The 12,236-nt window shown below is 34.2% G+C and carries 10 protein-coding genes and 1 tRNA gene; 7 read left to right on the top strand and 4 right to left on the bottom strand.

The genetic code is table 11. The features are described 5' to 3' along the window. Window positions 1-41: 41 nt before the first annotated feature. The 5 genes from ACZZZI_RS21770 to ACZZZI_RS21750 all read left to right on the top strand — a co-directional run bounded on the left by ACZZZI_RS21770 (window position 42) and on the right by ACZZZI_RS21750 (window position 4,851). Window positions 42-123 (top strand) — tRNA-Leu (locus ACZZZI_RS21770). 72 nt (window positions 124-195) lie between these two features. Beyond that, window positions 196-1,545 (top strand): trigger factor, encoded by a 1,350-nt coding sequence (gene tig / locus ACZZZI_RS21765; RefSeq protein WP_463491367.1) that lies wholly within the window; start codon window positions 196-198, stop codon window positions 1,543-1,545. A 350-nt stretch (window positions 1,546-1,895) separates the two neighbouring features. Next, the gene (gene clpP, locus ACZZZI_RS21760; protein ID WP_316756978.1) at window positions 1,896-2,603 is read left to right on the top strand and encodes an ATP-dependent Clp endopeptidase proteolytic subunit ClpP; all 708 of its coding nucleotides are present in this window, start codon (window positions 1,896-1,898) and stop codon (window positions 2,601-2,603) included. Further along, complete coding sequence (clpX, locus tag ACZZZI_RS21755; RefSeq protein WP_316756980.1) at window positions 2,587-3,825, top strand: ATP-dependent Clp protease ATP-binding subunit ClpX; 1,239 nt, start codon at window positions 2,587-2,589, stop codon at window positions 3,823-3,825. Before clpP ends, clpX begins: the two co-directional genes overlap by 17 nt. A gap of 162 nt (window positions 3,826-3,987) precedes the next feature. Further along, complete coding sequence (locus ACZZZI_RS21750; protein ID WP_316756982.1) at window positions 3,988-4,851, top strand: AMP nucleosidase; 864 nt, start codon at window positions 3,988-3,990, stop codon at window positions 4,849-4,851. A gap of 127 nt (window positions 4,852-4,978) precedes the next feature. On the opposite strand, the gene ACZZZI_RS21745 is transcribed toward ACZZZI_RS21750, so the two are convergent. Further along, complete coding sequence (locus tag ACZZZI_RS21745) at window positions 4,979-5,638, bottom strand: ATP-binding cassette domain-containing protein (RefSeq protein WP_463491364.1); 660 nt, start codon at window positions 5,636-5,638, stop codon at window positions 4,979-4,981. Window positions 5,639-6,041: 403 nt separating this feature from the next. Next, complete coding sequence (locus ACZZZI_RS21740; RefSeq protein WP_010601359.1) at window positions 6,042-6,902, bottom strand: sigma-70 family RNA polymerase sigma factor; 861 nt, start codon at window positions 6,900-6,902, stop codon at window positions 6,042-6,044. Between the two features lie 793 nt (window positions 6,903-7,695). Here ACZZZI_RS21740 and ACZZZI_RS21735 point away from each other — a divergent pair. After that, complete coding sequence (locus ACZZZI_RS21735) at window positions 7,696-8,187, top strand: DUF2975 domain-containing protein (protein ID WP_316756986.1); 492 nt, start codon at window positions 7,696-7,698, stop codon at window positions 8,185-8,187. A 15-nt stretch (window positions 8,188-8,202) separates the two neighbouring features. Beyond that, window positions 8,203-8,409 carry a helix-turn-helix domain-containing protein gene (locus ACZZZI_RS21730; protein WP_316756988.1) on the top strand — a complete coding sequence of 69 codons (207 nt, stop codon included), beginning with the start codon at window positions 8,203-8,205 and terminating at the stop codon, window positions 8,407-8,409. A 138-nt stretch (window positions 8,410-8,547) separates the two neighbouring features. Here the strand turns inward: ACZZZI_RS21730 and ACZZZI_RS21725 are convergent, their stop codons facing one another. Together ACZZZI_RS21725 and ACZZZI_RS21720 are read right to left on the bottom strand one after the other, a co-directional pair. After that, a complete protein-coding gene (locus ACZZZI_RS21725; protein WP_463491362.1) occupies window positions 8,548-9,729 on the bottom strand; it encodes an AIR synthase related protein in 1,182 nt (393 codons plus the stop codon). 219 nt (window positions 9,730-9,948) lie between these two features. Next, entirely contained in the window at window positions 9,949-12,123 is a 2,175-nt protein-coding gene (locus tag ACZZZI_RS21720; protein WP_316756993.1) for a glutamine synthetase III family protein, read from the bottom strand. Window positions 12,124-12,236 lie beyond the last annotated feature (113 nt).

Genomic DNA, 12,236 nt, shown 5'->3' with positions numbered 1-12,236 from the left:
ATTCTGATTTCTATCTTTGCAGTCCTTAATACATCCTAACTGCGGAAGTGGCGTAATTGGTAGCCGCACCAGACTTAGGATCTGGCGCTTCACGGCGTGGGGGTTCGAGTCCCTTCTTCCGCACAATAAGATAAAGGCCGTTTCGATTTAAACATCGGAACGGTTTTGTTTTTTAAAACACTGATTCAAAAGAAAATGAATATTACACAGGAAAAAACCGGCAACTTAAATGCTGTTGTAAAAATCAAAATCGCACCTGCAGATTATACTGGTAAAGTGGATAAAGCCATTAAAGATCAAGCAAAAAAAGCACAATTGCCTGGTTTCCGTAAAGGAATGGTGCCTGCGGCCCACATTAAAAGAATGTATGGCAAAAGTATCTTGGTAGAAGAAGTTAATAATTTATTAAATGATACGCTATCTAATTACATCGCTGAGCAGAAATTAGAAATTTTGGGTCAACCGTTACCTGCAATTAATAACGAAAGAGAATTTAAATGGGATAACACAGATGAATTCGAATTTGATTACGAATTAGGTTTAGCGCCTGCTTTTGATGTTAATATTTCATCTAAAGATAAATTTATACAGTATGTTATTAAGGCTGATAAAGAAACTTTAGAAAATCGTATCAAAAATATCCGTCGTAGTTATGGCAAAATGACTAATCCAGAAGTGTCTACTGAGGAAGATGTTTTATATGCCGAATTAACTCAACTAGATGCTGATGGTTCTGTTTTAGAAGGTGGTATTACCAACGCTGCAACATTACGTTTAGATCAGATTAAAGATAAAAAAATTCTTAAATCGTTAGTTGGTTTAAAGAAAGATGCTGAAGTAACTATCGATATTCAAAAAGCACTTGAAGATGCTGCGGCAGTTGCTAAAGCTTTAAATATCTCAGAAGAAGCTGCTACAGAATTGAAAGCTGATTTCAAATTGGTCGTTAAAAATGTTAACCGTTTAGAAGAATCAGACTTAAACCAGGAGTTTTTTGATAAGTTATTTGGCGAAGGTACAGTAACTGACGAAGCTGGTTTCAGAGAAAAAATTACAGAAGAAGTTGAAGGCATGTTTAAACAAGATGCTGAGCGTAAATTATCGAACGATATTTATGAGCAACTTTTAGAAAAACATAGTTTTGAATTACCTGATGAATTTTTACGTCGTTGGTTAAAAGCAACAAACGAAAAATTAACTGATGAAGAATTGGCAGAAGGTTATGATGATTTTGCTAAAAACCTTAAATGGACTTTAATCGAAAACAAAATCATAAAAGATAACAGCATCGAAATTAAATACGAAGATGTAGTTGCCGCTGCTAAAGCTAAATTAGATGCTCAATTCAGAATGTACAGCCCAAGTCCGCTTCCTGAAGATCAATTGGCACAATATGCTGTTCAGTTTTTGCAAGAAAAAGAAAATGCTAACCGCACTTTCGAAGAAGTAAAGGCGCTAAAAACTTTCGAGCAAATCAAATCGATTGTTACTTTAGATGATAAAGCAATTGATTACGATAAATTTATCGCTTTAGATAAAAAATAATCACAACGGCTGACCAAATGTCAGTCTTTTAGATATTCATATAATAAGAGCAACTCAATGGGTTGCTCTTATTATATACAGACTTTCTACGGAAAATTTAATTATTTTTTGGGTTAATTTGTTCATTTATTGAGTATTGCATATCTTACGGATATTCTTATTCTTAATTTGTTTTATCTTTAAAAAGCAAGATTTTAATTTCCGCAACAGAATTGCTTTACATTAAAGGATAAATAGATAAATTGGCATGAAAATTAACCACCTATAGAAAAAAATAGTTAAAATTTTAATCTTGTTTAGCCATGAGTTATTCGAAACTATAAGCTAAACTTCAAACGCAAGACACGACTATGAACATAGATTCACAAGAATTCAGGAAATTTGCCGTTAAACATCAGGGAATTGGTGGTTTACATGTAGATAAATTTATTGCACAGGCTAATATGAACCCTCAGAACATGACGCCTTATATTATAGAAGAACGCCAGTTGAACGTAGCTCAAATGGATGTTTTTTCGAGATTAATGATGGATCGTATCATCTTTTTAGGTGATGCAATTTATGATCAGAATGCCAATATTATTCAAGCTCAATTGTTGTTTTTACAATCAACAGATGCAGAAAGAGACATTCAGATTTACATTAACTCGCCAGGTGGTTCTGTTTATGCAGGTTTAGGTATTTACGATACCATGCAGTACATTCAGCCAGATGTGGCTACAATTTGTACAGGTATGGCAGCATCGATGGGCGCTGTTTTATTGGTTGCAGGTGCAGAAGGTAAACGCTCCGCTTTGCCACACTCAAGAGTAATGATTCACCAACCATCTGGAGGTGCACAAGGTGTTGCTTCGGATATGGAGATCAACTTGAGAGAAATGTTAAAATTGAAGAAAGAATTATACGATATTATTTCAGAGCATTCTGGTCAAACTTATGATTGGGTAGAAAAAGCTTCTGATCGTGATTACTGGATGAGTGCTGAAGAAGCCAAAGGATTTGGTATGATTGATGAAGTATTATCGAGAAACGCAAGAAAAAATGGCGAAACAAAATAAAGAATCCCGTTGTTCATTCTGCCATTCGGGCAAGCATGAAACTTTAATGTTAATTGAAGGCATGGATGCGTTTATCTGCGATAAATGCGTTACACAGGCGAATCAATTGCTTGCTCAAGAATTGGGTACAAAAAATAGCAAAGGTATTCAGTCAACATTAACACTTTTAAAGCCGCTTGAAATTAAGCAGCATCTTGATCAATACGTTATTGGTCAGGATGATGCCAAAAAGGTTTTATCGGTAGCAGTTTACAACCACTACAAACGTTTAAATCAAAAAATTGATAAAGACGAGATTGAGATTGAAAAATCGAATATTATGCTGGTTGGCGAAACTGGAACAGGTAAAACACTTTTAGCTAAAACAATTGCTAAAATTTTGCATGTACCTTTCTGTATTTGCGATGCAACCGTTTTAACTGAAGCTGGTTATGTAGGTGAAGATGTTGAAAGTATATTAACCCGCTTATTGCAGGCTGCAGATTATGATGTTGCCGCTGCCGAACGTGGAATAGTATATATTGATGAGGTGGATAAAGTTGCTCGTAAAAGCGATAATCCGTCCATTACACGTGATGTATCGGGCGAAGGTGTTCAGCAGGCATTGTTGAAGATTTTAGAAGGTACAATTGTAAACGTTCCACCTCAGGGAGGTCGTAAACATCCAGATCAGAAAATGATTCCAGTAAATACAAATAACATTTTATTTATCTGTGGTGGAGCATTTGATGGCATCGAACGTAAAATTGCAAACCGCTTACGTACACAGGCGGTAGGTTTTAAAACGAAGAAAGATGATACGGTATTAGATCTTAAAAACCTTTACAAGTACATTACACCTCAGGATTTAAAATCATTTGGGTTAATTCCTGAACTTATTGGTCGTATTCCTGTTCTTTCTCACTTAAATCCGCTGGATAAAGAAACGCTAAGAAATATTTTAACAGCGCCTAAAAATGCGTTAACTAAACAATATGAAAAGCTTTTCGATTATGAAGATGTTAAGTTGATTTTTGATGAAGATGTTTTAGATTTTATTGTAGATAAGGCAATGGAATATAAACTTGGGGCACGTGGTTTAAGATCGATTTGTGAAGCAATTATGCTTGATGCAATGTTCGATACACCAACCCAGAAAGATGTCAAGGAATTACACATCGACCTCGATTACGCGATGGAGAAATTTGAAAAGGCCGACTTTAAAAAGTTGCAGGTCGCATAAAACAAAATCAAATCCTTCCCGTAAATCGGGAGGGATTTTTTTTAACAATAAGATTTTTATTTTGAGAACATGGATCGATTTAAAGCATTGTTAACGCTAAGCTTAAATGGAATTTGTTAATTTGAAAATAATGTCTTATATTATTAAAAGGAATAAAAATATATGAACGAAGAAAAAGACGTAAAAAAAGACGAAGCAGTTGTAGAGAAATCAAAAAAAATTAAAGAGGTAGAAACACCTGTTAAAGCAGGACTGAAGTCGAAAGATGAAATTGTTAAAAACTGGTTGCCTCGTTATACAGGAAGACCTCTGGATCAGTTTGGAGATTATATCTTGCTTACTAATTTCAGTAAATATGTATCCATGTTTTCTGAATGGAATGATAACGCACCAATTATGGGGCTGGATAAACCTATGCAAAGTGTTACAGCCAATGGCATAACCATTATCAATTTTGGTATGGGTAGTCCGCTTGCAGCAACCATGATGGATTTATTAACCGCTATAAAACCAAAAGCAGTATTGTTTCTGGGTAAATGTGGTGGTTTGAAAAAGAAGAACCAATTAGGTGATTTAATTTTGCCAATTGCCGCAATCAGAGGCGAAGGAACATCAAATGATTACTTACCTGCAGAAGTGCCAGCATTACCTGCTTTCGCTTTGCAGAAGGCAATATCTACAACAATCCGAGATCATGGCAGAGATTACTGGACAGGAACTTGTTATACAACAAACAGAAGGGTTTGGGAGCATGATAAAGATTTTAAGAAATACTTAAAAACTTTAAGAGCAATGGCTGTTGATATGGAAACTGCAACAATTTTCACTACTGCATTTGCAAATAAAATTCCTGCTGGTGCTTTACTTTTAGTTTCAGATCAGCCAATGATTCCTGAAGGTGTTAAAACAGCAGAAAGCGATAGCAGTGTTACAGAAAAGTATGTGGAAACACACTTAAGAATTGGGATTGACTCCTTAAAGCAACTAATTAATAACGGCTTAACAGTAAAACACCTATTGTTTTAATTTTTACGCACAGAGCCTAATGTTCTTATAAGAACCTTTTGTATCTTGTGGTAATATTTATTAGGTCAGATCAGCTATGCTGGTCTTTTTTTATGCTTAAAATTTTGAAATGAAATAAGTCTTTTCGCTAATTTTTGGTGTGTGGTAGGTAACCATGTAAAATTAAATCATCAACGCTTTCTATTTTGTAATTACACCCATTATGAAGAAGCACAATTCTGTCTGATACATCTATAATAGAGCGATAATAATGGTCCGTAATAATAAAGCTTTTAAACTGTTTGGCGAAGTTAATATGTAGTTTTAGCTCTTCAATAAGTAATGGTGCTAACTGAGAAAATGGTTCATCTAATAATACAAATTTTGTATCGCTATAAATCATTAAAAGGCATTCTAAAAAACGACTTTCTCCGCCCGAAAATGTTCTGAATTTTCTTTGCAGGTGATCAGTTACAAATCTAAGTTTTAATAATTCTTCTTTATGCTGATTACAGAAGATGTCGATTGCTTGTGTAAGCTTAACATTGTTTGGTACAAAGTTATCTTGAGGTAGGTAGGAAATTTCTCCAGATCGATAGCCCTTGTCTATTATTTTTTCGTTTATTTTCAGAAATTTAAAGTCCGCTGCAGTGCTGCCGAATATTATTTTTAATAAGGTCGATTTCCCACTTCCGTTTCTGCCCAATAAGCCTACAACTTCTCCAATTTTGCAATTGATAAAAACGCCGTTTAATATTGTTTGTTGATTAAATTTATGGGTAACACTGTCAATAAAAAGTTCCTGCATATAAAACATATTATAATGATCACAGTAAAAATAATCAGGTCATATAAAATGATGTTGGTAAGTATCTTTCGAAAACCTAATCCCATATTTTTATAAAAATAAGATTGCTTTTTAAAGAACAGGCAATCGAATACAATAGAAAATCCCCAGCCAATGGGTTTCATAATTAGTGCCATTAAATAAGCACCTGGTTTATCGAATCCGTTTATCACGAAAAAAAGGCCTGTAATTAAACTCACTAAAATATTCCATAGTATTATTGGTTTATAAACCAATACGGATTTTTTAAGGAGACTTATCGACATCAATTAAAGATATAGAATCAATTCTATAATTGGAATGCCGGTAAACAAAAAAAGGGTTGACAAAATGTCAACCCTTTCTAATTCTAAGTAATTTATTTTTAGCCTAAATAAGATTTTAGGATTTTACTTCTTGATGTATGACGTAAGCGTTGCAATGCTTTGTCTTTAATTTGTCTTACACGCTCACGGGTAAGGTTAAATTTTTCTCCAATTTCTTCAAGAGAAAGTGGATGGTTAGAACCTAGTCCGAAGAATAAAACGATGATTTCTCTTTCTCTTTCTGTTAAAGTAGATAAAGAACGTTTAATCTCTTCCGATAAAGATTCATTGATTAATGAACTATCTGTATTTGGCTCGTGGTTTTCCAATACATCTAGTAATGTATTTTCCTCACCCTGAACAAATGGAGCATCCATTGAAACATGACGGCCAGAGTTACTTAAGGTGTCAGAGATTTTGTCAACAGTAGTTTCTAAAATATCTGCCAATTCTTCAGGAGATGGCTCACGCTCATATTCTTGCTCTAGTTTAGAGAAAGCCTTACTGATTTTACTCAATGAACCTACCTGGTTTAAAGGTAAACGTACAATACGACTTTGCTCAGCAATTGCCTGCAAAATAGATTGACGAATCCACCAAACAGCATAAGAAATGAATTTGAAACCCTTAGTTTCATCAAAACGTTTTGCCGCTTTAATTAAACCTAAGTTACCCTCATTAATTAAGTCTCCTAATGTTAAACCTTGATTTTGGTATTGCTTTGCAACAGATACAACGAAACGTAAGTTTGTTTTAGTTAATCGCTCTAATGCAGCTTGATCGCCTTCACGAATCTTTCTTGCTAAAATTACCTCTTCCTCTGCTGTTATTAAATCTACTTTACCAATTTCATGTAAGTATTTATCTAACGATTGACTTTCACGGTTGGTAATGGATTGCGTTATCTTGAGTTGTCTCATTTATACGTTTTGTGTGCTCTTTAATTATTGAAGTGTGCAAAGTTACGAAATAGTATAGCAATCCGAAAGGATAAAATGCTGAAAATGTTAGTGTTTGCACAAGTTTTTTACAGTTTTACTTACAACAAAAATCATTCCAATTTAGTTTTAATGAATATTTGTCTATTTTGATTGTTAATAGCTGTTAATCGATTAATGTTTATTGTAAATCAATAAATATATTTTGATTTGTAATAATAATTTTTTTATGTTTGTTTAGTGAATAATTAATTTAATATGACGTTTCTTAAAGTTGTACTTTCAAATGTAAAAAACAAAAGCAGCAATTATTGGATAATTGCTGGCTTAAGAATTTTTGTCAGATTGCTTGGCACGTTAACGATGATCTATTGGTTAACAGTAATAGATAAACTATTTAATTATAGCTCAAAAAATCTATATGATTTTTTGAGCACAACATTTTATCTTTTATTTTTTGTGTTTTTGGATTGGTACATCAAAACTTCGTTAAATAACGATTTAAGAAACAACGCGTTAAGATGGCTAAATATTTTGAAATGGATCCCGCTTGGTTTTGTTGTTGTCCTTGTTTATCTGAGTTTTCAATTTAATTCATTTTCATGGAGCCAAAAAATTGTCGAGAATATTATTTATTCCTATACAAAGGTCTGGTCAATGGTTTTTATACCTAATCTCAGTTTTATCATTATAACAATTTTGATTTTTTACACGTCAGCTATTTTAAGTAGAAATAAAAGCTTAAGAGAAGAAAACGATTTAACGATATAACTTTATGACAACTCAAAACCAAATCAAATCAATTAAAACAGGCTACGTTATTACGCTTTTAGCTGTATTCTTGTTTTCACTTAAAGATGCTGTTCGTGGTTTTTATGACGGTTATAGTGATACAGGAAAAGGAACATCGTTTGAATTTTTACAAGGTTTAGTAATATTCGTTATCATGTTTCTAGGTTTAAGAGTGCTGGTTTATCTGTATAGATTTATAGATTCAGTACAAATTGGTAATGTTTTTAGTGAAGAGAATGTAAGCCGCCTTAAACGGATGGGCTGGTATTGTACAACAATACCGTTTTTGCTGTTTGTATTTAATGCCTCGATTTATATACAGCGAACCAGCGATAAAATGAACTTAATGTTAAAAATAATAGAAAACGTTGATTTCCAAATCTGGTTATTGATTTTTGGCTTAACACTATTAACAATTGCTTTTGTATTTAAAAAAGGAATAGAGTTAAAGCTAGAACAAGATTTAACAATCTAATTTATATTCAAACCTATGCCAATCATAATAAATTTAGATGTAATGCTTGCCCGTCGTAAAATGTCGCTTACCGAGTTAAGTGAACGGGTAGGCATTACCATGTCTAATTTATCCATTTTAAAAACTGGTAAGGCGAAGGCAATCCGTTTAGAAACTTTAGAATCGATTTGTAAGGTTTTAGAATGCCAGCCAGGCGATATCCTGGAATTTCGTACTGAATAGTTTAGCCTCGAAGCAATCTAAGCTGCAGGATGATGTTCTTAGCTCTTCTTGCATTCGATTGGTAATAAACAAAAAAACCTTTCAATACTATTGAAAGGTTTTTTTAACCGCTATATTTATTAAGGATATTATTATTATTTAGTTGTAAACAAAAGTACCTTTATCACTATTAATCGTTACTTGTTTTTTATCGCTTTTTTCTACGCGGCCGATAATTTGCGCATCAATATTAAAGCTTTTTGAAATTGCAATAATATCTTCAGCAATTTCTGCTGGAACATATAATTCCATTCTGTGGCCCATATTAAATACCTTATACATTTCTTTCCAGTCGGTGCCCGATTCTTCCTGTATCAGTTTAAATAAAGGCGGCACAGGGAAAAGATTGTCTTTTATAACATGCACATCATCATTTACAAAATGCAATACTTTAGTTTGCGCCCCACCGCTACAGTGAACAATACCATTAATTTGACTACGGTAATTTTCTAATATTTTTTTAATTACGGGTGCATAAGTTCTAGTAGGCGATAAAACTAATTTACCAACTGTCGTTTTGCCAAAACCTTCAATTTCAATTTCATCTGTAAGTTTTTTATTTCCAGAGAAAACTAAGTCGAAAGGAACAGCAGGATCAAAGCTTTCAGGGTAGTTGTTTGCAACCGATTTATCAAAAACATCATGACGGGCAGACGTTAATCCGTTCGAACCCATTCCGCCATTATATTCCGATTCATAAGTTGCTTGTCCGTAAGATGCCAAACCAACTACAACATCGCCAGCTTTAATCTGATCATTGCTGATGATATCTTCACGCTTTAAACGACAAGTTACGGTAGAATCAACAATTATAGTTCTTACTAAATCGCCAACATCTGCCGTTTCTCCGCCAGTAGAATAAATTGAAATTCCTTGTTCGCGTAAGTCGGCCAAAATTTCTTCCGTTCCGTTGATAATTTCGGCAAGTACTTCTCCTGGAATTAAATTTTTATTACGGCCAATTGTTGAAGATAAAAGAATGTTATCCGTTGCACCTACGCAAATTAAATCGTCGATATTCATGATAATAGCATCTTGTGCGATGCCTTTCCAAACCGAAATATCGTTGGTTTCTTTCCAGTAAACGTAAGCTAGAGATGATTTTGTGCCAGCTCCGTCAGCATGCATGATGTTACAATACTCCTCATCAGCACCTAAAATATCAGGAATAATTTTGCAAAATGCTTTAGGGAAAATTCCTTTGTCAATATTCTTGATGGCATTATGCACATCTTCTTTTGAGGCTGAAACGCCACGCTGATTGTACCTGTTATCACTCATGTTGCCGCAAAGATAGCGTTTTAAGCTGAAAGACTAAAGCTGAAAGCTTAAAGGTTTTATTGAAGTTTTACGTCAGAATCGCCAAAAAGAATTTATTATTTGTATTGAAGTGGAAGGTAAAAGGTAAAAGATTTTAAACACGAATCTATTAATTCGCGGAAAAAGAAAAGGCGTAGAGTAAACCCTACGCCTTAAACCTTTTTGCTTGTACCTTAAATATTATTTCATGAATAATAATTCTCTGAATTTAGGTAATGGCCACACGCTATCGTCAACAATTTGCTCTAACTTATCAGCATGGTAACGAATGGTATCGAAGTAAGATTTAACTTTCTCATCGTACGCAATAGCTTTTTCGCGGGTATCTTCGATTTTGTTGGTTAATTTACGTTCTTCCAACATGGCATCGATATTTGTTTTAACGATATCTAAATGCTCAGATAACTTCTTAACAATATCTAAAGATGATGTACTTGCTACGCCAAGTTCTTTTAATCCTTTTACGTTTTCGATTAAAGAGTTTTGATAAGCAATTGCAGCAGGAATAATTGCAGTGTTAGCAACTTCGCCCATTACACGAGCTTCGATTTGAAGTTTTTTGTAGAAGTTCTCTAACATGATTTCATGGCGGGCATGAATTTCACGAGCGCTGTAAATGCCAGTTGTAGCAAATAATTCAGCCGATTTCTCTGTTAAATAAGCATCTAAAGCTTTAGGCGTAGTTTTGATGTTTGATAAACCGCGTGTTGCAGCTTCATCTTCCCACTCCTGGCTATAACCATTCCCTTCGAAACGGATATTTTTAGATTCTTTAATGTATTTTTTGATTACCGTTAATAATGCGATATCTTTTTTATCACCTTTCTTGATTAACTTATCAACTTCAACCTTGAATTTAGTTAACTGCTCAGCCATGATCGCATTTAAGATCGTCATTGGTGCAGAAGAGTTAGCAGAAGAACCAACTGCTCTTAATTCAAATTTGTTGCCTGTAAATGCGAAAGGAGAAGTACGGTTACGATCTGTATTATCCAATAAAATTTGTGGAATTTTAGGGATACCTAACCAAAGTGCATTATCTTCTTTAATTTTTTTGCTGATACGTGAGTGTTCAATCTCATCCAACACATCGTTCAATTGAGAGCCCAGGAAGATAGAGATAATTGCTGGTGGAGCCTCATTAGCACCTAAACGGTGATCGTTGCTTACCGATGCAATACTTGCACGTAATAAATCTGCGTGCTCGCTAACCGCTTTAATTGTATTAACAAAGAAAGTAAGGAACATCAGGTTGTTTTTAGGCGTTTTACCTGGAGCTAATAAGTTTTTGCCAGTATCCGTAATTAACGACCAGTTATTGTGCTTACCAGAACCGTTGATACCTGCGTATGGTTTTTCGTGTAATAATACACGGAAATGATGACGACGAGCCACTTTTTCCATCAAATCCATCAATAACTGATTGTGATCGATAGCTAAGTTGATTTCTTCGTAAATAGGTGCACACTCAAATTGAGATGGCGCAACCTCGTTGTGACGGGTTTTTAAAGGAATACCTAATTTTAAAGCCTCGTTTTCGAAATCTACCATGTAAGTGAAAACACGTTCTGGAATCGATCCGAAGTAATGATCTTCTAATTGCTGGCCTTTAGCCGACATATGTCCGAATAAAGCACGGCCAGTTAATAATAAATCTGGACGAGCATTAAATAACGACTCATCAACTAAGAAATATTCTTGTTCGATACCTAATGAGGCATTTACTTTTGTAATGCCTTTATCGAAATATTGACAAACATCAACTGCAGCTTTATCAAGCGCAGCTAATGCTTTTAATAATGGTGCTTTATAATCTAATGCTTCACCTGTATAGGATACAAAAACAGTTGGGATACAAAGCGTTTTACCTGCTTTACTTTCCATAATGAATGCTGGAGATGAAGGATCCCATGCTGTATAACCACGAGCTTCGAAAGTGTTACGAATACCACCGTTAGGGAAGCTTGATGCATCTGGCTCTTGTTGAACTAATGCACTACCTGCAAATTTCTCGATAGCACCATCGCCACTTGGTTCAAAAAATGAATCATGTTTTTCAGCTGTAGTACCTGTTAAAGGCTGGAACCAGTGCGTATAGTGTGTTGCGCCTGCGCTCATTGCCCAAGCTTTCATAGCTGTAGCAATTTGGTTAGCGTCATCAGAGTTAATTAATTCACCTTGGTTGATAGATGAAATTAATTTTTCATATACGTCTTTAGATAAGAAATCTCTCATTTTTTTCTTATCAAATACATTCGAGCCAAAAAAATCAGAAATTTTCGATGATGGTGATTTAACTTCTGGTGAAATTCTGTTTTGAGCCTCTTTTAATGCGATGGTTCTTAAACTTTTCATTAATTCGTTGTGTTTTTTGTCAAAAATAGTATAAATTCTTAGTTTTTGTGAAATTATTCATCGAAATATTTAAAAATTATTGAAAATGAAATCTGAAAATGGTTTTCAGATGA

Source organism: Pedobacter sp. AC190 (assembly GCF_979258025.1).
Note: the sequence above shows the minus strand (reverse complement) of the source record. Positions and strands in the feature narration are given on the sequence as shown.

Coding starts and splice junctions, on each gene's coding strand:
- tig (WP_463491367.1), top strand. CDS start 196: ATGAATATTACACAGGAAAAAACCGGCAACTTAAATGCTGTTGTAAAA.
- clpX (WP_316756980.1), top strand. CDS start 2,587: ATGGCGAAACAAAATAAAGAATCCCGTTGTTCATTCTGCCATTCGGGC.
- ACZZZI_RS21735 (WP_316756986.1), top strand. CDS start 7,696: ATGACAACTCAAAACCAAATCAAATCAATTAAAACAGGCTACGTTATT.
- ACZZZI_RS21720 (WP_316756993.1), bottom strand. CDS start 12,123: ATGAAAAGTTTAAGAACCATCGCATTAAAAGAGGCTCAAAACAGAATT.
- ACZZZI_RS21725 (WP_463491362.1), bottom strand. CDS start 9,729: ATGAGTGATAACAGGTACAATCAGCGTGGCGTTTCAGCCTCAAAAGAA.
- ACZZZI_RS21750 (WP_316756982.1), top strand. CDS start 3,988: ATGAACGAAGAAAAAGACGTAAAAAAAGACGAAGCAGTTGTAGAGAAA.
- clpP (WP_316756978.1), top strand. CDS start 1,896: ATGAACATAGATTCACAAGAATTCAGGAAATTTGCCGTTAAACATCAG.
- ACZZZI_RS21730 (WP_316756988.1), top strand. CDS start 8,203: ATGCCAATCATAATAAATTTAGATGTAATGCTTGCCCGTCGTAAAATG.
- ACZZZI_RS21740 (WP_010601359.1), bottom strand. CDS start 6,902: ATGAGACAACTCAAGATAACGCAATCCATTACCAACCGTGAAAGTCAA.
- ACZZZI_RS21745 (WP_463491364.1), bottom strand. CDS start 5,638: ATGCAGGAACTTTTTATTGACAGTGTTACCCATAAATTTAATCAACAA.